At 37.8% G+C, this 22,757-nt stretch carries 16 protein-coding genes; all 16 read right to left on the bottom strand.

All coding sequences use genetic code 11. The annotated features are described in order from the left end of the window. Positions 1-41: 41 nt before the first annotated feature. Positions 42-1,328 carry a methionine gamma-lyase family protein gene (locus tag BM097_RS02075; protein ID WP_090545410.1) on the bottom strand — a complete coding sequence of 429 codons (1,287 nt, stop codon included), beginning with the start codon at positions 1,326-1,328 and terminating at the stop codon, positions 42-44. Then, a complete protein-coding gene (gene miaA / locus BM097_RS02080) occupies positions 1,321-2,268 on the bottom strand; it encodes a tRNA (adenosine(37)-N6)-dimethylallyltransferase MiaA (RefSeq protein ID WP_090545412.1) in 948 nt (315 codons plus the stop codon). The genes BM097_RS02075 and miaA overlap by 8 nt, the downstream gene beginning before the upstream one ends. Continuing rightward, the gene (mutL, locus tag BM097_RS02085) at positions 2,268-4,181 is read right to left on the bottom strand and encodes a DNA mismatch repair endonuclease MutL (RefSeq protein WP_090545414.1); all 1,914 of its coding nucleotides are present in this window, start codon (positions 4,179-4,181) and stop codon (positions 2,268-2,270) included. Before mutL ends, miaA begins: the two co-directional genes overlap by 1 nt. Continuing rightward, on the bottom strand, positions 4,181-6,772 hold the full coding sequence (gene mutS, locus BM097_RS02090; protein WP_090545700.1) for a DNA mismatch repair protein MutS: 2,592 nt from the start codon (positions 6,770-6,772) through the stop codon (positions 4,181-4,183). The genes mutL and mutS overlap by 1 nt, the downstream gene beginning before the upstream one ends. A 36-nt stretch (positions 6,773-6,808) precedes the next feature. Further along, positions 6,809-8,392, bottom strand: coding sequence for an NAD(P)/FAD-dependent oxidoreductase (locus BM097_RS02095; protein ID WP_090545416.1), 1,584 nt, complete (start codon positions 8,390-8,392; stop codon positions 6,809-6,811). Continuing rightward, positions 8,386-9,603: an aminoacetone oxidase family FAD-binding enzyme gene (locus BM097_RS02100; RefSeq protein WP_090545418.1), complete on the bottom strand. Its 1,218-nt coding sequence runs from the start codon at positions 9,601-9,603 to the stop codon at positions 8,386-8,388. The genes BM097_RS02095 and BM097_RS02100 overlap by 7 nt, the downstream gene beginning before the upstream one ends. A 4-nt stretch (positions 9,604-9,607) precedes the next feature. Beyond that, entirely contained in the window at positions 9,608-11,290 is a 1,683-nt protein-coding gene (locus BM097_RS02105) for a putative polysaccharide biosynthesis protein (RefSeq protein WP_090545420.1), read from the bottom strand. A gap of 6 nt (positions 11,291-11,296) precedes the next feature. Beyond that, positions 11,297-12,424: a DUF3048 domain-containing protein gene (locus tag BM097_RS02110; RefSeq protein WP_090545423.1), complete on the bottom strand. Its 1,128-nt coding sequence runs from the start codon at positions 12,422-12,424 to the stop codon at positions 11,297-11,299. A gap of 20 nt (positions 12,425-12,444) precedes the next feature. Then, on the bottom strand, positions 12,445-12,942 hold the full coding sequence (gene ybeY / locus BM097_RS02115) for an rRNA maturation RNase YbeY (RefSeq protein ID WP_090545425.1): 498 nt from the start codon (positions 12,940-12,942) through the stop codon (positions 12,445-12,447). Next, positions 12,939-14,132 carry a hypothetical protein gene (locus tag BM097_RS02120; RefSeq protein WP_090545427.1) on the bottom strand — a complete coding sequence of 398 codons (1,194 nt, stop codon included), beginning with the start codon at positions 14,130-14,132 and terminating at the stop codon, positions 12,939-12,941. Before BM097_RS02120 ends, ybeY begins: the two co-directional genes overlap by 4 nt. Next, on the bottom strand, positions 14,116-15,114 hold the full coding sequence (locus BM097_RS02125; RefSeq protein ID WP_090545429.1) for a PhoH family protein: 999 nt from the start codon (positions 15,112-15,114) through the stop codon (positions 14,116-14,118). Before BM097_RS02125 ends, BM097_RS02120 begins: the two co-directional genes overlap by 17 nt. A gap of 1 nt (position 15,115) precedes the next feature. Then, complete coding sequence (locus BM097_RS02130; RefSeq protein WP_090545431.1) at positions 15,116-16,420, bottom strand: pyrimidine-nucleoside phosphorylase; 1,305 nt, start codon at positions 16,418-16,420, stop codon at positions 15,116-15,118. 24 nt (positions 16,421-16,444) lie between these two features. Next, the gene (gene rlmH / locus BM097_RS02135) at positions 16,445-16,924 is read right to left on the bottom strand and encodes a 23S rRNA (pseudouridine(1915)-N(3))-methyltransferase RlmH (RefSeq protein WP_090545433.1); all 480 of its coding nucleotides are present in this window, start codon (positions 16,922-16,924) and stop codon (positions 16,445-16,447) included. Positions 16,925-17,135: 211 nt separating this feature from the next. Beyond that, on the bottom strand, positions 17,136-18,299 hold the full coding sequence (locus BM097_RS02140; protein ID WP_090545435.1) for a chitobiase/beta-hexosaminidase C-terminal domain-containing protein: 1,164 nt from the start codon (positions 18,297-18,299) through the stop codon (positions 17,136-17,138). Between the two features lie 3 nt (positions 18,300-18,302). Beyond that, positions 18,303-19,973 (bottom strand): formate--tetrahydrofolate ligase, encoded by a 1,671-nt coding sequence (locus BM097_RS02145; RefSeq protein WP_090545437.1) that lies wholly within the window; start codon positions 19,971-19,973, stop codon positions 18,303-18,305. 14 nt (positions 19,974-19,987) lie between these two features. Next, complete coding sequence (locus BM097_RS02150; protein WP_242944642.1) at positions 19,988-22,753, bottom strand: DNA translocase FtsK; 2,766 nt, start codon at positions 22,751-22,753, stop codon at positions 19,988-19,990. Between the last annotated feature and the right edge of the window lie 4 nt (positions 22,754-22,757).

Here is a 22,757-nt window from a genome sequence, read left to right on the forward strand (position 1 = left end):
AAAAGTTTCTGCAAACAAAAATGCTCACAATCATACAAATTTTAACACAGTTGTGATAGGTTCACAAGGCAAGCATCCACTAGTTTTTGTAATGATTTAAGGATACCAAGCTTGGCGTGATTCCAAGTAAGACCGCCCTGGAAAAATGCTGTGTATGGTGGTCTAAGTGGGCCATCTGCAGATAATTCGATAGATGAACCCTGCACAAAGGCTCCAGCAGCCATAATAACCTGACTATCGTAGCCTGGCATATCCCAAGGTTCTGGAGTAACGTAAGAATCAACTGGTGCAGCAGCCTGAATACCTTCACAGAAGGCAATCAATCCCTCTGGCTTGTTGAAGGAAACAGCCTGAATGATATCGTATCTTTCCTCTGTAGAATTTGGTACACAAAGGAAACCTAATTTTTCATATACATTTGCTGCAAAAATAGCACCCTTAAGTGCACCTGCAACAACTGTTGGTGCAAGGAAGAAGCCCTGATAGAAGGACTGCATGATACCAAGTGAAGCTCCAACTTCTTTTCCAAGGCCAGGTGATGTAAGACGATGTGCTGCATTTTCAACACAAGCCTTTGTTCCTACGATATAACCACCGATTGGAGCTAAACCGCCGCCTGGATTCTTAATAAGTGAACCAACGCACATATCAGCACCAACCTCAGTTGGCTCAATCTTCTCCACGAATTCGCCGTAGCAATTATCTACCATACAGATAATGTCTGGCTTAATATTCTTAATAAATGAAATAAGCTCACCGATTTTTTCAACTGACAAAGTAGGTCTGTTAGCATAGCCCTTTGAACGCTGAATAGTAACAAGCTTTGTTTTATCATTGATAGCAGCCTTGATACCATCATAATCAAAATCGCCATTTTCAAGTAAATCTACCTGAGCGTAGGTAATTCCATATTCTGCAAGCGAACCATTAGAAGGTCTAATACCAATAACCTCCTCAAGAGTATCATATGGCTTGCCAACAGGTGAAAGGAGCTCGTCTCCTGGGCGAAGATTACTCATTAAAGCAAGTGCAAGTGCATGTGTTCCGCAGGTAATCTGAGGACGAACCAAAGCATCTTCTGCCTTAAACACTGATGCGTAAACCTTCTCAAGAGTATCACGTCCAACATCATCATAGCCATAGCCTGTAGAAGTATTAAAGCATTCAGCAGCGACCTTATGCTCCTGCATTGCCTTTAAAACCTTGAGCTGATTATATTCTGCCACATCATCAATTTCTTTGAATCTAGGCTCAAGGCTTTTTATAATTTCATTTCCGTAATCGAATACTTCTTTTGAAATACCAAAATTCTTATAAATCTCAAACACTTTCTATAATTCCTTTCTCATTAAGCTTAGCTAAAATTTCATCTAAAAGCTTAGCTTCTGTATCATATACAGTTTTATCAAGCCAAATAACATCTCTTTCACGTCTGAACCATGTAAGCTGTCTTTTGGCATAGTTTCTGGATTTTTTCTTGATTAATTCAATCGCATCCTCAAGTGTACCATTGCCGTTAAGATAATCAAGCAATTCCTTGTAGCCGATGCCATCCATTGCTGTCATACCTGGCTTAACCCCTTGACGAAGTAATTCCTTAACCTCATCCACAAGTCCGTCTGCAATCATCTTATCAACTCTTGCATCTATGCGATTATACAACAAAGTTCTATCATCATTCAGTACAAAATATGCAAAATTATAAGGACTATTTTTTTCTTTTTGAGTGGCATTATGCTTAGAAAACTTCTCCCCGGTCTGTTCGAAATATTCTATAGCACGAATAACACGTTTTACATTGGCCGCTGGAATTGATGCTGCAGATTCTGGATCAATAGCCTTTAATTTATCATGAAGTGCCTCTTCTCCATTTTCCTCAGCAAAAGCTTCAAGACTTTTTCTATATGTTTTATCTATTTCATTTTCTGTAAAATCAATATCATATAAAATAGCCTGAATATAAAAGCCTGTGCCTCCACATATAATAGGCACCTTGCCTTTTTTATAAATTTCTTCAATTGCAGCCTCTACCATGGCTTTAAATTTCACCACATGAAAGTCCTCTGTAGGCTCAATAACATCAATAAGATGATGTGGCACACCGTCCATCTCCTCAGTGGTGATTTTTGCGGTGCCAATGTCCATCCCTTTGTAAATCTGCATTGAGTCAGCAGAAATAATCTCGCCATTTATAGCCTTGGCGAGATTAATAGAAAGCGATGTTTTTCCTACAGCAGTTGGGCCTGTCAAAATAACTAAATTATTCATTAAACAATCCTTTTAAATTTCTTAGCTAGTTCATATTCTGAAAATGATATCATTGTTGGTCTGCCATGAGGACAATGATATGGATTTTCAAGCTTCATTAAATCATCAATAAGTGTCTTAACCTCTGGGAAGGATAAGCGATTGTTGCCCTTTACTGCTGCCTTGCAGGACATAGATGCAACTCGCTCCACAATCATATCAAATGAATCTGATGATTTGTATTTATCACATTCTGCTAATATTTCCATAAATAAAACCTTTGGATCAAGGTTTAGCATGTTTCCTGGAATACCGTTTATAGCAAGCTCGTTGCCACCAAAGGATTCTATACTAAAGCCGATTTTTTCAAAGGCCTCATGATAATTTTCAAAAAGTAAAATATCCTGTGGGCTTAAAGAAATGATGACTGGTGGGCTAATCATCTGTGAGGTCATCTCATTATTTTTTAAACGAGCCATAGTCTTTTCGAAAAGCACCTTTTCATGGGCAGCGTGCTGATCGATAATATACATTTTTTTATCGTACTCGATAATCCAATAGGTATCGAATACCTGACCGATTATTTTATGCTCCTTGACTGCTTCTTCCTTTAAAAAGCTAATCTGCTCATACTTTTCTCCACCTCTATTTTTTTCGGCAAACTTCTTTTCATAAGGTGTATCACTTCTAATTTGAGCTGTAACCTGAGCCTTTATTTTTTCTAATCTATCTCTTTCAAATGGCTCTGGCATTTTTACCGGTGCAGGCTTAGGTGATTCCACCACCTTTTCTTCTTCAACCGGCTGAATAGGCGGAATAATTTCTTCTGTGTAGCTGCTTTTATTTTCAAAAGATGTGACAGGCGCAGCTTCTGTCATAGGTGTATAGGTAGATGTAGGAGTATGATTGTTTTTAGGCTCATCAATATGTGCCTCTAAAACATCTTCTCTTTTGCGAAGTCTGTTATTGATAGTCTTTGTGAGAATTTCAAGGATAATAGCCTCATCCTCAAACCTAACTTCCTGCTTCGTAGGATGCACATTTACATCAACAACATCATCATCAAAATCTATATTAATTACGAAAAATGGATACTGATGTCCCATCAAAAAGCCGTAATAGCCCTCCTCACAGGCCTTGGAGAGATGTGGGCTTTTAATATATCTATTATTTACAAAGAAATGCTCAAAAGCACGATTTCCTCTAGCTATAACCGACTGTCCAATGAAGCCAGTAATCTTTACCTTTTCATCCTCGTAGTCAATATCAAGTACATTTGAAGCAATAGTTCTTCCGTAAATTTGATAAATGGTATCGGACAGACTACCGTTTCCAGATGTCATAAGCTTTTCCTTGCCATTTAGCAAAAATTTAAAGGAAATTTCAGGATGAGAAAGTGCCAGATGCTCTACCACATCAAACACATAACTACCTTCCGTACTCTCTGATTTAAGAAATTTCTTTCTTGCAGGTGTATTGAAAAACAGCTGTCTTACAATAAAGGTGGTTCCATCTGGTGCACCGATATCATTGAAAGAAATCTCCTTGGCGCCCTCAATAATATAACTGCTACCAAGCAATGAATCCTTAGTCTTTGTAATAAGCTCCACCTTGGCAACTGCAGAAATACTTGAAAGAGCTTCACCTCTAAAACCTAGTGAGCGTACAGAAGCCAAATCCTCTGCTGATTGAATCTTACTGGTAGAATGTCGCAAGAAAGCAATTTGAATTTGATCCTTATCAATTCCGGAGCCATTATCCGTAATACGAAGATATTCCACGCCGCCACCTTTAATTTCTACTGAGATGGCTGTTGCCCCAGCATCGATACTGTTTTCAATAAGCTCCTTTGCCACAGATGCTGGTCGTTCCACCACTTCACCTGCAGCAATTTTGTCGATTGTTTCCTGGCTTAGTAAATTAATTTTTCCCATTATTCGTTAACCCTATTATGTAATTCATACAATATGTTCAGGCTTTCAAGAGGAGTGATTTTGGTAACATCTAAATCCTTCAATTCAGATATAACAGCGGCATCTGACTCTGAAATGGAAATTCCCTCCAAAGACTGAAGCCTTTCTTCCATCTTCTCCTGGAAAGCAATTTTATCTGAAACCGCAGCAATATCGTTTTCATTAAGAGAATTAACTATTGTGCGGGCTCTAGATAACACCTCCTCAGGCAGCCCTGCCAGTCTGGCAACCTGTATACCGTAGCTTTGATCCGCGCCGCCAGAAATAATTTTGCGAAGGAATATAATATCCTCCCCTAATTCCTGAACTGCGATACAGTAATTATGTACTCCCTTTAACTGTCCCTCAAGCTCTGTAAGCTCGTGGTAATGTGTGGCAAATAAAGACTTTGCCCCAATATTATAAGCAATATGCTCAACAACTGCCCAGGCAATAGATAGACCATCATAGGTAGAGGTTCCTCTGCCGATTTCGTCAAGAATCAACAAGGATTTATTGGTAGCGTTGTTAAGAATATTTGCCACCTCGTTCATTTCAACCATGAAGGTAGATTGGCCCGTAGATAAATCGTCTGATGCACCAACACGGGTAAAGATTCTGTCTACTACACCGATAGTAGCCTCCTTTGCAGGAACAAAGCTACCTATTTGCGCCATAAGCACAATAAGAGCAACCTGTCTCATGTATGTAGATTTACCAGCCATATTTGGGCCAGTAATTATAGCAATCGTGTTAGAATCCAAATCTAAATAGCAATCATTAGAAATGAATTGGTCTGCATTAATCATTTGCTCAACAACAGGATGTCTACCATCTTTAATATCAATAACTCCTCTATTGTTAATAACAGGCTTAACGTAGTGATTTTTTTCAGATACCACAGCAAGCGATATGATAGCATCCAAAACAGCAATAGCCTTTGCGCTGATCTGAATTCTATCTACCTCCCCTGCAATAGTGTCTCTAACAGATTTGAAAAATTCGTATTCGATTGTGTTTAATCTATCTTCCGCTCCAAGAATACTATCCTCAAGCTCCTTTAGTTCTGGAGTGTAATATCTTTCAGCGTTTGCAAGAGTCTGTTTTCTAACATAATAATCTGGAACTAAATCCTTGTAGGAATTTGTTACCTCAAGGTAAAATCCAAAGACCTTATTGAACTTAATCTTTAGATTCTTGATTCCAGTTTTTTCACGTTCCTTTGCCTCTAAATCAGCAAGCCATTTTTTGCCATCGATTTTAGCTGCGCGAAGCTTGTCCACCTCTTCGTTGTAGCCAGTTTTAATAATATCACCATCTCTGGCTGAAATAGGTGGTTCTTCATCAATAGCCTCATCGATTAAAACAAACAAATCCTTTAAATCATCTATATTGGCATTCAAATCATTAAGCAAATGACTATGAAAACCATTTAATAAAGCTTTGATTGGAGAAAGCATTCCAATAGACTGCTTAAAGGCAATCAAATCTCTAGGATTAGCAGATTGATAGGTGATTTTTGTAATAAGACGCTCCAAATCGTAAACCGAAGAAAGGTACTCTCGAAGCTCCTCTCTATCAATTAAGGATTGGTTGATTTCCTCGATAGCATCCTGTCTTCTGATAATTTCATCAACTGATATTAAAGGCTGCTCTATAAAGCTTTTTAGCTGACGTGCACCCATTGCAGTTTTTGTTTTGTCTAAAACCCATAATAGTGAACCACGCTTTTGCTTGTCACGCATAGTTTCTGTAAGCTCTAAGTTACGTCTTGTAGAGCTATCAATTAGCATGAATTTACCATCTGTATATGGTGTTACATGAGTAAGATGTGTAAGCTCTGATTTCTGAGTCTCCTTAAGGTAAATCAAAAGGGATCCTGCAGCCACCTTTCCTATTGGGAAATCAATAAGTCCCAAGCCCTCCAATGAATGGGCCCTGAAATGATTTAAAAGCTCTCTAGTGCTTAACGTATCATCAAAATATGATTCATCCAGCTGCGATAAAGCGCACTCTAATCTTTCTGCCAAATCAGCAATATCAATTCCAGATTCATAAAGTGATTTATGATAAATGATTTCCGCTGGATTAAATCTGAAAAGCTCATCTGTTAAGGCTCTTGTGCTATTGACCTGTGTAAGAAAGAAATCGGCAGTAGATACATCACAAGCAGCAATGCCAAAAATCCCTTTGCTATAAACAAGGGACATGATGAAATTATTGCTTCCTTCCTCTAAAGCCAGCTGGTCAATATTAGTTCCAGGAGTAACCACCCTGATAACCTCACGCTTAACCAAGCCCTTTGCTTCCTTTGGGTCCTCCACCTGCTCGCAAATAGCTACCTTGTAGCCTCTTGCAACCAATCTATTAATATAGGTGTCGGCAGCATGAAATGGGACTCCACACATAGGAGCCTTTTCTTCCGCGCCGCAAGCCTTTCCTGTAAGTGTAAGTTCAAGTTCTTTAGAGGCTGTTTTTGCATCCTCAAAAAACATCTCGTAAAAATCACCTAAACGGTAAAATAAGATACAATCATTATATTCAGCTTTTGTCTTAAGATACTCCTGCATCATTGGAGTGTATTCTGCCACTAGTATTCCCACCTTATTCTATAAATTTATGTTTGAAATAACTGCTTGTGCAACCTTGATTCCATCCATAGCTGCAGAGGTGATTCCCCCTGCATAGCCAGCTCCCTCACCACATGGATAAAGACCTGACACATTTGCTTGAAATAATTCATTACGATTAATTCTAACTGGTGATGAGGTTCTACTTTCAACACCACTTAGAATTGCATCTTCTCTATCGAACCCTTTTATTTTAGACCCAAAGGTACCCATTGCGTCAATAAAAGAGTTGTAAATATCTTGAGAAAATATCTCAGAAAGCATACCAAAGGCTGTATTGCCCTTAGTTTCAGAAGTAAATGCACCATAGGAGGTGCTAAGCTTTTTGGCCTTGTAATCCCCGTATAACTGCTGAGGAATTTTGCCCATGCCTGCCTTAAATGCCATTTCTTCAATATGACGCTGATACGCAATTCCTGAAAGTGGATTTGTTTTATCAAATTCCCTTTCACCAACAGAAACAACAATAGCACTGTTGGCATTTTTACTATCTCGTTTTGAATAGCTCATTCCATTAACTACAAGGCGATTTTCTTCTGAAGAAGAATTAACCACAAAGCCGCCTGGACACATACAGAAGGAATAAACACCTCTTCCATTTTCAAGGTTTGTAGCAAGCTTATATGGAGCAGGTTCAAGCTTTGTAAAAGCTTTATCATACATGGACATAGAAATCATTTCCTGTGGGTGCTCAATTCGAAAGCCTACAGCAAAATCCTTGGCTTCCATGTGTATTCCTTTATTAAAAAGCTTTTCAAAGGTATCTCTGGCACTATGTCCAATAGCAAGAACTACAGTCTCACTTTCATAAGTCTTGTCCTGACATATAACGCCTTTAATTTTATTATCCTCGATTACAAAATCATCTACTCTAGTGTTGAATTTAAACTCGCCACCAAGGCTGATGATTTCCTTACGCATGTTTTCAATGACAATTTTTAATATATCTGTACCAATATGAGGCTTGTAATCGTAAAGAATATTTGCTGGAGCACCAAACTTAACAAAGGTTTCCAAAACAAATTTATTGCGCCCCTCTTTGTCATTAACAAGTGTGTTAAGCTTACCGTCAGAAAAGGTGCCTGCACCACCTTCGCCGAACTGCACATTTGAAGAAGTGTCAAGTACACCCGTCTCCCAAAACTTTAATATATCCTTTGTTCTGTCCTCTACCATTTTTCCTCGTTCTAATACCAAAGGATTCATATGGTTTAAGGCCATTATATAGGCTGCAAAAAGCCCCGCTGGTCCTGCACCTATGATGATAGGCCTAGAAGTAGCTTTTGTTAGAGTAGGTATCGTATATACGATAGGCTTATAAGGATTGATATTATTATCCTTTTTTGCTTTTGAAAGGATTCGTTTTTCATCCTCTGCAGAAAGAGAAGCAATTATTGAATATACATAAAAGACATCTGGCTTCTTTCTAGCATCTACAGACTTTTTAAGAATGGAATATTCCTTAATCTGCGAAGCATTAACTCTAAGCTTTTTGGCAAGCATATCCTTAATTTTAGCATCATCATCATATACACTTAGTTTTATCTGATCTATTTTTAACATTTAATCACCTTAATCAAATCATTTGCAGCAAGAATTGCAGAAGTATAAGCCCATGTAAGATTGTAGCCTCCACAGATTCCATCCACATCTAAAACCTCACCAATAAAATATAACCCAGACTTTGTAAGAGACTCCATGGTATCCAAATTGATATCTGCTAAATCAACGCCACCTGCAGTAACCTGGGAATTGTCAAAGCCTTTAGTACCATTTACTGATATAGAAAAGGCTTTAAAATTATATACAAGATTTTCTATATCTTCATCATCAAGCTTTTTAACTGCCGTATCTCCATAGATTCTTGAGTAGCTAACTACCTGTTCAACAGCCTTTTCATTACACAAGCCAAGCAGACTGCTAATAATAGTCTGGTCTTGATTTTTAGAAAATCTATTTTTTATTTCCTCGGTAAGCTCCTCATTTGTAAGATAAGGAACAAAATCAATTCGTATATCCGATAATCTCTTATCCAATTCATCTAAACCAATAAAACGACTGATGCACATTACTGGATATCCTGAAACACCATCCTTATTAAACTGAATCTCGCCTTCGCAGGAATGATCTTTATAGGTAACTCTTCCAGAAGCTCTAACACCTGCAAGCTCCTTAAGGCAAATATCAGAAGATGTAACACCTACTAAGGAAGGTGCCAGCTTGGTGGTGTGCATTCCAAATTTGTTTGCCATTTTATAGCCAAATTTTGAAGAACCTAAAGTTGCTGCTGATAATCCACCACATGCAACACATACCTTTTTTGCCATTAATTTGGATTTATTTGTAACTACCGTATATACGTTATCAAAAGAAATATCCGTAGCTCTATTATCCAAATATAAATCAACACCTAAAGCGTTAATCTCATTTTCCAAAGCTTCTCTAATTGTTTTCGCCTGATTAGTGTAGGGATAAAAATATCCATCTAAATCTTTATCAAATACACCAAGCTCTCTAAGGAATTGTCTAAACTCCTGATGATTATCAGAAATGAAGGACAAATCAGAGTTGCTATAATAGTATTCTTTTCCAAGTCTGCTATTAGTAAAATTACAACGTCCGTTACCGGTTGATAAAATCTTTCTGCCAACCATTTTATTTAAATCGGTTAAACATACCAAAAGACCTGCCCTTGCAAGCTTAATTGCAAGAACAAGTCCAGAAAAACCAGCTCCAACTATACAAACGTCGTAAATCTTTTCATCTGTATTCATAGAACTACCTCAATAAATGTAAACTATATGCTATATTACAAAGCTTATTGCCACCTGGGAACTTAAGCAGTGTTTCTTCATCTACACCTCTAAATAAAAGCAAGGCAACAAAATATACTACTACTGCAATCAATATAGCAATAATACATGCAAAGAAATTTGCAATTCGAGCGGAGGTGCATAATACGAATAATGCATCAAACATATGATACATTAAAAATGCAACAACACCCATAAGTAAAGATGCTTCTAAAGGTGCAAGCACTACCTTTCTAATATCAATTGAGGCTCCAGAAAATCTAAGGACTGCCGATTGATTCAGGAAGCACATTAATAATGCATAAAAAGCATTTGCAATAATTACAGCATAAATATGTAGATGAAAGGCCTCTATCAAAATCACCAGTAATACCAAATGTGCAACAAGTGCTATAAGTGCATTTTTAACAGGAATTGTCATCTTATCAATACCCTGCAAAATACCATTTGATAAGGTAGATAGAGAATAAAATACAACTGAACACCCACCAATAACAAGCATCATAGCAGATGATTTTTCTGCATCATTAAACAAAAGCTGAAGTATAGGTGATGCTAAAACCATAATACCAACCGCACAAGGAAAGGCGATTATCATAACAAAACGATTTGCCATGTTAATCTGCTTTTTAACCAAGGCTTTGTCGTTGGAATTAAATGCAGCAGTAAGACTAGGTACTGTTGATGCTGCCATAGCAGAGGCAATAGAAAGAGGTACGTTAATAAGTACTTTATACTTTCCAGTAAATACACCCCAGCTCTTACTTGTTTCAGCAACAGAATATCCCTGAAGTAATGCCAGGTTTTTGAAAATACCCTGATCAATAATTGAGCTGATATTATAAACCGTTGTGCTAAGTAGCACAGGAATAATAGTCATTATCAAAATCGGAAGAACATCACTATAGGTTTCAAGCCTTGTAGTCTTGTCCTTGGCTTGCATTTTCTTAAATGACTTTGTAAAAGCAAAGAAAATAAACAAAATAAAGATTAAAGCAAAACCTGCACCTGTAGAAGTACCTAAAGTTCCGCCTGCAGCACCAAATGCAGCTGCATAATTCTTTACATCTCCTAAAACACCGCCTACTCTTTTACCATAGCTGAATAATATATTGGCAGCTACCACTGAAATAATGGCATTTACAATCTGTTCTCCTATTTGAGAAATAGCACTTGGAATCATTGTGCCCAAGCCCTGGAAAAAACCTCTAAATACACCTAAAACTGCAACCACCAAAAGTGTTGGTGCTAAAACCTTTAATGCTATTGCAGACAAAGGTGTCTTTAAAAGTGTTCCTGTAAAAAATTCCGCTCCAAAGAAAACGATTAGTGAGGCTGCACCTCCACTAATAAACGCAAAAAGAAGGGCTCCGTGCAAAACTTTATTTGCGTCCTTTACGTGCCCCTTCGCCATTCTGGCAGATACCAGCTTTGATACTGCAAGCGGAATGCTGTATGAAGATATAAGTAATATTATGTTGTATATTTCGTAAGCTGTACCGTAATAATCATTTCCCGTATCCCCAATAGTAGCCGTAAGTGGGATTCTATATATGAGTCCCACAATACGGCTAATAATTGAAGCTATAGCAAGGATACTTCCCTGCATTAAGAAACCGGCATCGCCTTTTCTGTTTCTTTTTGTCATATAAAACTAATTTGCCTTACTAAATTCTGATTTGTTTGCATAGTACTGAGTCTCATCAGTGTATTCCTTCTGACAAGCCTGAATCCAAGTAGTTCCGACGTTAAGCTGGATTTCTTCTCCAGTGTTTAAGTCGTAGTAATGAGTTACATCAGTATCTCCGTCCTTAGACCATACAATATCTACCATCTTACCATTGGAAATATACTTACCAGTACCTGTGTTGTATGAAAGTACATAACCAAGATACTGAGAGCCTTCATAAATCCACCAATCAACATTTTCAATAATGATATTCTTAGCTGTTAATTGCTGACCAGATAAAGCATCTACCTGCTTCTGATTAAACTCATATCTGTAATATAAGCCATCATCCTCATTGTAAATCCAATAAGGCTTGTTTGTGTAATAGTACAACTGAATTGCCTGGCAATCCTGTCCATTTTCAAGAGCGTTACCCTCTGGAGCAAACTTAAAGTGTGGCTCGTAGTTTGAAGGAAGTGAAGTATCGTATCCAAGCTTCTGAATACCGATATCAATACCCTCTGAATTTGTGTAAAGAGTATGCTCAGTCTTACCTGTACGATATGAAGCTGATGAACCCTTCTTACCCTCAAGTGTTAAAGCATTAAGATTATCTACAAGATTTTTATCATCGATAAGCTCAAAAGCTGCTGGGTTGCCACCTGCATGCATATAAATTGCATCATACTCACTGGCAAAATAAACATAATAAGGACGAGAGCTTCGAATATTACCAATCTGATCAAGATTAGAATAATCATCAAAAATAGCCATCATACGAGTGATGCCACCCTCAACAACGCACTCATAAATAACACCTGCATTACCAATACCATACTGTGGTAAGCATGCCTTAGTATTTTCAATCATAACTGCTACTGGGCGCTTTCTTCCATAACTTGGGTCTACCCACTCACCAGTTAAATAACTATGTACTCTTCCATCCTCTGATGTTTGATCCCAAAAAGCAACGGAATCATCGACAGCCTCTACCTGTTCCTCTGGCTCGATTGTGGTAGTTGAATCAGCCTCAGCTGCATCCTTTTTACCGCAGCCAATAAGAGATGCTGACATTGCCAGTACAAGCATTGCGGATACCAATTGTTTTTTCATAGATTAATGTCTCCTTTTCGTTAATCTCGAGAAATATTAAGTATCTCTAATATCTCTCGTTGTTTTTGTTCCATGACTGAAGCTTCATCCTCTGTCATGTGATCAAACCCAAATAAATGTAACATACTATGGGCTATAAGAAAAGCGTATTCCCTAAGAGTAGAATGTCCATATTCTTCCGCCTGTTTATAGATGCGAGGAACGTTAAGGACAATATCTCCAAGAATTACCTCTCCTGATTCTGGATTAAATAAATCATCATTTTCTTCTATTTCAGAGAAATCACCAGCTGTTGTATATTCTATCATTGGGAATGAAAGAACATCTGTAGGTGAATCAATACCTCTGAATTCTTTATTTATAGTTTGGATTCCATCGTCATCAGTAAGTGTGACACTTAATTCTGCTTCAAATGGGAATTTCATGTAGTCAATAGCTGTGTTGATAACATCCTTTGCTATCTTTTCATAATCAAATTCAAATCCTACTTCACATTCACTTTCAATAAAAACTGTCATGCTAAAATATCCTCATTTGCTAAAATATCTCGAATAATTAAAAACTGGTTCATGGTAAGTCCAGAATTATCATAAAAACCTTTTTGTGATAATTCGTTGATTGTCTGGTATATTACCATGTTCTGATTCCATGAGCTGCTCATAGAATCTGAATCAAATAATTCTACCTTGGTAACAACAGAATCTACCATGTGAACAATCGCTGATTCCTTTGTACTAGGCAAAGATACTATGCCGCCATACTCTGACATTATTTTAATTACATCATTTGGAAAGCAATGATTGTTGGCTATTTTAATAGCATTGTCAATCATCGGTTCGCCCTCGATTTTGCCTAATCGATAATAAAAAGCTGCACAGGCTGCAAGCCCTTCGTTGGCATTTATTGCCTTGGCACACTTTTTAGAAAGGGCTGATATTCTTTTGGCATGCTGATATTCAATAGTTGAAAACATTCGAATTTCATTTACTAAAGAATAATCAGGATCAATAAAGCCCTCGTAAGGAATAATCTGCGCCTTTTCAACAAAAAGCCCAAGTATAGGCAATAGCACTACAGTAACCAGGCAAGCCGCCACTCCAGCAAAAAGTCCGTATACAAGTACTGAAAGCTGAAGCTCAAGATAATTAAAATAATAAAAAATTACTGATAGTAACGTGGTAACAGCAAAAAGAATAATGAGGGAATAGAGCCTTTGTAGATTCTCACTATTTCTAAGCAGGTGAGCAAGCATATTGCCAAACAGCACCATGGTAATATAGCAGATTATCATATAAACGCTATAATCAAAGCACAAGGCTGTAATAATTACTAAATACAAGCCAAAGGCGTTTGATAAACTGTCATCAAAAACAGCACTGGCAATAATCGGTAAAACAATAAATGGCGCAAAAAAATCAGGGGCAAAAACACTAAATAGGATTGTTAAAGCCCAATCTAAGGCAACCACAAAAGCAATCTTACCATAAGATATGTAATTATATTCAGGCAGCTTATTCTCTAGCCTTCTGCGAATTATTAAAAGTAAAAATAGGCAGAAAAAACAAATATTAATTGCAATCATGCAAATATATTTATCCACTAATACTGATGCAATCGAGCACATTAGCGTATTAGCAGCTATAAAAATAAGCGAAATTAAAACAGCATAACCAACTCTCTTAGTAGAAAATCTATCTGTCTGTCTCATTATTTTTCCTTTTTCTGCTTTCCAGTTTTTTATCATGCACTTCATAAGCATTAACAATTTTCTGAACAAGTGGATGTCTCACAACATCTTTTGCATCCAAATTGCAAATCTTAATATCTTCAATATTCTTGAGGACGCTCATGGCATCATCAAGACCAGATTTAACACCAGTAGGCAAATCCTTTTGAGTCTTATCGCCAGTGATAACTGCCTTTGAACCAAAGCCGATTCTTGTTAAAAACATTTTCATTTGGGCTGGTGTTGTATTTTGTGCTTCATCAAGAATAATAAAGGCATTGTCCAAGGTACGGCCTCTCATATATGCAAGAGGAGCAACCTCAATCAATCCTTTTTCCATATTACGTTGAAAAGCTTCAGCACCCATTATTTGATAAAGGGCATCATATAATGGTCTAAGGTATGGATCAACCTTGCTTTGCAAATCGCCAGGCAAGAAGCCAAGCTTTTCACCAGCTTCAATAGCAGGACGAGTAAGGATAATTCTTGAAACCTCCTCATTTTTAAAAGCTGTGATTGCCTTTGCCATAGCAAGATAAGTCTTACCTGTACCGGCAGGTCCAACACCAAAAACAATCATATTATTTGTAATAGCATCAACGTATTTCTTTTGACCAAGTGTTTTGGGAGCAACAGGCTTACCTGTTGTTGTGTGACAGATAATCTCACCTCTTGCTTCAGAAACATCATGGTTTACAATCTTTTCCTGTTCAACTGACATAATGTAATTAACATCCTGTGTAGTAATTATATTTCCCTTTTTTGAAAGAGATAAAAGCTCATCCACCACGATAACACCGTGTTCCACATGCTCTTTATCTCCAACCACCTTAATAGAATCATCTCTGGTGATAAAGGAAATATCCATTCCCTTTTCGATAGCCTTAATATTTTTATCAAACTGACCAAAAATATTAGAGGCGTGATCAGCAGGGATACTAATGCTTAAAGAAAAATCACTCATATTATTCTACAATATCTATAATCAATTTCATGTGGTCACATTTTTCAGGGCTAACAACTGTTGCACCCTTAATCATTTCAATAGCGTGCTTTGCCTTTGCTTCGTCATTTGCATGAACGTAGCAAATAGGCTCACCCTTCTTAACTTCGTCCCCAACCTTTTTGTTAAGGATAATACCAACTGACATATCGATAACATCCTCGAAGGTCTCACGGCCGCCGCCAAGTGACATGGAAGCAAGTCCAAAGGTTTCAGCCTTAAGTGCATGAACATAACCGTCACACTCAGCTTCTACAGGGATAACATATTTTGCAGGAGCAAACTTGTTAATATCCCTTGCGTAAGAAGCATCTCCACCCTGTGCTTCGATGAAGGACAGGAATTTTTCGAAGGCCTTACCATTTGCGACAGCCTCCTCCATAAGTGCTCTAGCCTTTGCTTTATCTGTTTCGATGCCTGAGAATACAATCATCTGAGAACCTAATTCGTAAACTACTTCCATTAAATCCTCTGGGCCGTTGCCATTTAAGGCATTGATTGCTTCTATAACCTCAAGATTGTTTCCTACAGCAAAGCCAAGAGGCTCATCCATGTTTGTAAGGACGGCTGCAATCTTTTTATCTGCACGCTTACCAATATCAACCATAGATTTAGCAAGTTCAAGAGCAGACTCCTTGTTCTTCATAAATGCGCCATCACCAACTGTTACATCAAGAACGATAGCGTCTGTTCCAGCCGCAAGCTTCTTAGACATAATAGAACCTGTGATAAGTGAAATCTCATCAACAGTAGCTGTAACATCACGTAAAGCGTAAAGCTTTTTATCAGCTGGTGCTAAATTCTTAGACTGACCAGTAACGGCGATTTTGATATCGTTAACCTGCTTAATGAACTGCTCTTCAGATAAAGCTCCATTAAAACCTGGGAATGCTTCAAGCTTATCAATAGTTCCACCTGTGTGACCCAAGCCACGGCCACTCATTTTTGCAACAGGAACTCCAATAGATGCAATAATAGGGCCAAGTACAAGTGTTACCTTATCGCCTACACCACCAGTAGAATGCTTGTCAATCTTAACTCCATCGATTGAAGAAAGATCAAGAATGTCTCCTGAATCGCGCATAGCCATTGTAAGATCATAACGTTCTCTAACATCCATGCCCTTAAAATATATTGCCATTAAAAGAGCAGACATCTGATAATCTGGAATTTCATCATGTGTATAGCCATTAACAATATGATAAATTTCCTCTGTTGTTAGAGCCTCCCCCATTTTCTTTTTTTCGATTAAATCATACATTCTCATGATTAAATACACCCCTTTTTAAAACTATTTGTGATATGGCTCATTATTCATAATACGCATAGCTCGGTAGATTTGTTCTAGAAGGATTACCCTCATAAGCTGATGCGGAAAAGTCATTTTGGAAAAAGAAATAGATGCATTGCAACGCTTCATAACAGCATCAGATAGCCCTAAAGAGCCACCTATAATGAAACATATAGAACTGTTACCTGTAACGCCAAGATTTTCAATATATTTTGAAAAAGCAACTGAATCCTGCTGCTTTCCTTGAATCGCAAGTGCAATAGCATAATCTCTATCTTTGATATGCTTTAAAATTCTTTCTCCCTCTTTATCCTTTATTATATTAATCTCAGTTTCTGTTGAATTTTCAGATGTCTTTTCATCGTTTACTTCAACTATTTCAAGATTACAATATTTGGACAAGCGTTTTGAATATTCGGAAATTGCGTCCCTATAAAACTTTTCTTTAATTTTGCCAACACATAGAATTCTTACATTCATGTTTACTATTTTAGCCCATTTACCCTAATTAAACAATATATAGTCACCCCTTTAAATTCTAAAAAATGCTTAAAATAAAAGACACGCCTGCGGTGACGTGTCTTTCAAAGGGAGAATAATGTTATGAAAAATGTATCTCTTATTGAGATGCTTTTATATTACTAATTAATTATGTATAAATAGAGTAATAAATGTGAACAAAATGTTAAATTTAAGATTGATAAATGTAATTGCCATGGTAGGTAGGACTTACATTACCGTCCTCATCCACAATTACTACTGATAAAACACTTGTACCTTCAATAATCGGGAATGGTTCCATATACTCTATACCATTTTGAACAGGATTGGTTCCATCCCAGGTGTAGTAGGCTTTACAGCCTTCAGGCACATCAATTGAAATCATTACCTTTTCGGTGTAAACGCCATCTGTTGGTGAAACTACAGGCAATGATAGCTGCTTATGAGTTACCACATATTTAGCGCTTGCAACCTCTGAATATTCTCCCACTTCATTCTGAGCAACAGCCTTTACCTCTGTTGTTCCTTCTGTGATTTGTATAGGTTTAGAATAAAGTTTTCCGGAGGTGGTAGGATTTTTGCCGTTTACAGTATAGAAGATTTGATAATCCCCTGTTGTAGTAAGCTGTAAAAGAAAATCCTTATCATACTCTCCTGCCTCATAGCTAAATGCCGGCGGAAGCAAAATGTATCCGCTAATCAAGGTCTTAATTTCCTCATCTGTAGCATTTTGAGCCAACTCATAAATACTATCAGTGTCTCCTAGAATACTAAGTGAATCCAGCAAATAGGTATAAATATTTTTGTTATTAGGATCACTTTCGAGGGCTTTCTCTAAATATAATACTGCGTTTTCATAATCCTTAACACGATAATACATTCTGCCTAAGCCATATATTACCTCAAAGGATGTGCTATTTATTTCGAAGGCCTCCTCATAGTATCCTAATGCCTTTGCATATTCTGTGTTATTTTCTGCATCCACAGCTTTATTCATTATATTGTCATAGGAATGACTGCCAACATAAGGAATAATCATGAAAGCGCCAATAATAGCAATCAGAATAAAGGCGATAAATATCAATGTTTTAATTTTCTTTGTAAAAACCTGCGATTCCTCTGATGGAATTGTCTTAGGAGCTATTGGCTTTTCTTTCACTTCAGGCTTTTCAGTGTATTTATATACGCCTGTTGCGAATTTGTCATCCTTGCTTTTGTTTTTATCCTCTACAACCTTAGAAAGCAATTCTTCCTCTAAAACGTTGTAATCAGGGACAAGCTGAATAGACTCCCCACATTTTGGGCAGTACATTAAACCATTTTCAATTTCAGCTCCACATTTTTTACAATTCATATTTTAGAATAATCCTGTTATAACACCGTCATCGGTCACATCAATATTATTAGCTGCTGGCTGCTTTGGCAAGCCTGGCATAGTCATTATATTACCTGTTACCGCAACCACAAAGCCTGCACCTGCAGATACATAAACCTCTCTAACATTAAGAGTAAAGCCTTCTGGTCTTCCAAGCTTTGTAGCATCATCAGAAAGAGAATATTGTGTCTTAGCCATACATACTGGGAAGTCCCCCATACCAAGCTCTGTAATTCTCTTTAATTCTCTTTCAGCAGCTGGTGAATAAGCAACATCCTTTGCACCATAAATCTCAGTTGCAACTGTGTTGATTTTATCTTTAAGAGAAAGCTCGTCCTTGTATAGTGGCTCAAACTCACTCTTCTTGTTTTCAAGAACATCTAATACCTTCTTGGCAAGCTCTACGCCACCTTGGCCACCCTTTTCCCATACTTCAGAAAGGGCAAATTCACATCCTCTAGACTCACAGAATTCCTTAACGAAATTTGTTTCAGCTTCAGAATCTGTAATAAATGAATTAAGGGTAACAACCACAGGTACCTTGTACTTTTGAAGGTTTTCAATATGCTTTTCTAGGTTTACGATACCCTTCTTTAAAGCCTCTAAATTTTCTGCAGTAAGGTCTGTTTTTGGAACGCCACCATTGTATTTAAGTGCACGAATTGTTGCAACAAGCACAACTGCATCTGGCTTAAGGCCAGCCATACGGCACTTAATATCAAAGAATTTCTCTGCACCAAGGTCTGCACCAAAGCCTGCTTCTGTAATAGTAATATCTGCAAGCTTCATAGCTGCCTTTGTGGCACGAACAGAGTTACAACCATGTGCGATATTAGCAAATGGTCCACCATGTACAATAGCTGGTGTATGCTCTAATGTCTGAATAAGGTTTGGCTTAAGAGCATCCTTAAGAAGTGCTGCCATAGCACCTGTAGCCTGTAAATCTCCTGCAGTAACAGGCTTTCCGTCAAATGTATAAGCAACAATAATTCTGCTTAATCTATCCTTCAAATCATGCATATCGTCAGCAAGACAAAGAATCGCCATAATCTCAGAAGCTACTGTAATAACAAAATGATCCTCTCTAACCATTCCATCAGCCTTAGCTCCAAGTCCAACAACAATATTTCTAAGGACTCTATCGTTCATATCAAGACATCTTTTCCAAACAATCTGTCTTGGATCAATTCCAAGTAAATTGCCCTGCTGGATATGATTATCAAGCATAGCTGCCAGCAAATTGTTAGCAGATGTAATTGCATGAAAATCACCTGTAAAATGAAGATTCAAGTCCTCCATTGGAACTACCTGTGCATATCCACCTCCAGCAGCTCCACCTTTAATACCAAAGCAAGGTCCTAAAGATGGCTCTCTAAGTGCAAGACAAGCTTTTTTACCAAGAACTCCCATTGCTTCGCCAAGACCAACTGATGTTGTTGTCTTACCCTCACCGGCAGGAGTTGGATTGATAGCTGTAACTAAAACAAGCTTACCATCCTTCTTGTCCTTAAGCTTTGCAAGCAATTCATCGGAAAATTTAGCTTTATACTTACCGTATAACTCTAAATCGTCCTCCTGAATATCAAGTAATGCCGCTACCTCCTTGATATTTGCCATTTTTGCTTCCTGTGCGATTTGAATGTCTGTCTTCATGTGCATGACTCCCTTTACTGTGCTTTAATTAGTTCTTCAAACTCCGAAATAGACATACGGATTTCTCTAGGCTTGGTACCCATTTCCGGCCCAACAACTCCTGCTTCCGCAAGTTGATCCATAATTCTTGCAGCTCTGTTAAAGCCAATTCTAAAGTTCCTTTGTAAATATCCAATGGAACCCTTTTGGTTTTCTATAACAAGGCGACCGGCTTCATTAAAAAGTTGGTCTCTAGAATTATCTGGCTCACCAGATATAGATACCGAACCATTGCCTGCCTCAGAGTTTTGAATTTGATTCTCTATTTCACTATTATATTCTGCACCTTCGTTGTTGTTCTTTAAGAAATCAACGACTGCACTAACTTCTTCATCACTAACAAAAGCGCCCTGTACACGAATTGGTTTTGAAAGATTCTGCGGTGCATAAAGCATATCACCATTTCCCAAAAGATCTTCTGCACCATTCATATCAAGTATGACTCTTGAGTCATTACTAGATGAAACAGAAAATGCTATACGAGAAGGTACATTTGCCTTAATCAAACCTGTAATAACATTAACAGTAGGCTTCTGTGTGGCAATAATCAAATGAATACCTGCCGCACGTGCCAATTGAGCAAGTCTAACGATGGAATCCTCTACGTCTGCAGCAGCTACCATCATAAGATCTGCAACCTCATCAAGTATAATAACAAGCTGTGGCATTCTGACTCTTTTTATTTCTGGAATAGAATCCGGAAGAGCATCGCTTTCAACCTTTTCATTAAAGCCTTGTAGGTTACGAACTCCTGCATCCTTAAACAACTCATATCTATCCATCATTTCCTTAACAGCCCAATGAAGAGCACCGGCTGCCTTTTTTGCATCTGTAATAACAGGAAGAAGTAAATGTGGAATGCCGTTGTATACAGAAAGCTCTACCATCTTAGGGTCAACCATTATCATTTTAACCTCGTCTGGGCTGGCGTGATAAAGGATACTCATAATCATTGTATTAATACATACTGATTTACCAGAACCAGTTGCACCCGCAATAAGCAAGTGAGGCATCTTTTCAATATTTCCAACAATAACTGAACCAGAAATATCTTTACCAACGCAGAAGGATATCTTTGATTTAGCTGATTTGAACTCCTTCGACGCAACAAGCTCTTTAAAGCCTACCATTGACTTAACCTTGTTAGGAACCTCAATGCCGATTGCTGATTTACCAGGGATTGGTGCCTCGATTCTGACATCTGTAACAGCCATATTAAGCTTGATATCATCAGATAGATTTACGACCTTTGATACACGTGTACCCTCGGCTATTTCAAGCTCGTAACGGGTAACTGATGGTCCCAGTGTAACCTCTGTAACATTTGCCTGAACTCCAAAATTACCAAGAGTTCTCTGAAGCTTTCCTGCCATTTCCTGAAGATATTCCTTGGAATCCCCACCATTTTTCTTAGTATCATTAAGAAGTGTGAGTGGTGGATATTTATATGGCTTATTAGCTTTCTTTTTATCTGATTCCACCTGTGCTCTAAGGGACTCTGAAGTGCTTTCGATTTCATCCTTTGTAGATGCAGATGGCTTTGGCCTTCTAGTAGTCTGCTGCTCCATAACTGGGGCTGGCTCTTCCTCTGGAATATCTGCTACCACTGATTTTTTAGGAGGCTCAGGGGTATTGATAATAGGAGGTGCTGTATTAATAACAGGGGAAGCCGGTGTCACCGGAATCTCTGGTGAAACTGCAGGCTGCGCCTGAGGTGTGACAACTGTAGCTATATCAGCTTCATCTGAAATATTCTTAAAGGAATGAATACTTCTGGATTTGTTTTCTCCTGAAAGCAATCTATGACGGCTTGTAGATGTAACCTCCACATCTGACTCACCATCAGCCATGTTAAATTTGATTTCATTAACATCCCCAGAAGCGGTAACCTCAGAATAATCAGGCATAAGTGTAGTATCACTAGTAATGCCAGAATGCTTTCTATCACGTCTGATTCCACCACGCTTGCTCTTTTGCTGCTGTTCCAGCTCTCTATCCTCGTTAATCTTATCTATAATAGCTTGACGATTATCATTAAATCTAACCTGATTTGCTTCTCGTTCAAGTAATTGTCTTTCTCTTCTAGCTCGTCTTTTAGCTGCTGCCCTATCTGCATGATATCTTGATGACTGCTGAACCTTATCAAAAGCAAAGCGCTCCATGATAATGATTACACATACAATCATAAAGATAACATCTATTAAATATGCTCCCAGCAATCCAAAGCTGTCAAAAATGCCAAACACAATGGTTCCACCAATAAGGCCGCCACCATAGTGATGCTCCTTGGCAAAGTCAAAGGCTTCAATAGGCGTAAGAATGTTTTGCCCATTAAAAATAAGCTCAACAAATACGCTAACGAATATCAGTAATACAGTACCTGCAACCACCTTAGCCACAGCTACCTTATTGCCATAATTTGAAATAATAAAAAATGCTGAAAAAGCTACCATAAACGGTAGTACGAATTGGATGATTCCAAAAACACCAAACAGAAAATTAGATACAGCATTTCCTACCATACCACCAAATCCAAAATTACTAATGCATAGTAAAATGCACAGAACTATAGAGCCCCAAAGGATAATTTCCTTTGAAGAATCTTCGAAAAATGGATCCTCAAATTCTACCTCTGATGCCTTTGATCTAGTATTCTTTCTGTTAGTAGTCTTCTTAGTCGTGTTTTGGGATTTCTTGCTATTTGATTTTCTTTTAGAATTATTCGTCCCTTTTTGTGCCAAAATA

The organism is Pseudobutyrivibrio sp. OR37, from assembly GCF_900113655.1.
Classification (GTDB): domain Bacteria; phylum Bacillota; class Clostridia; order Lachnospirales; family Lachnospiraceae; genus Pseudobutyrivibrio.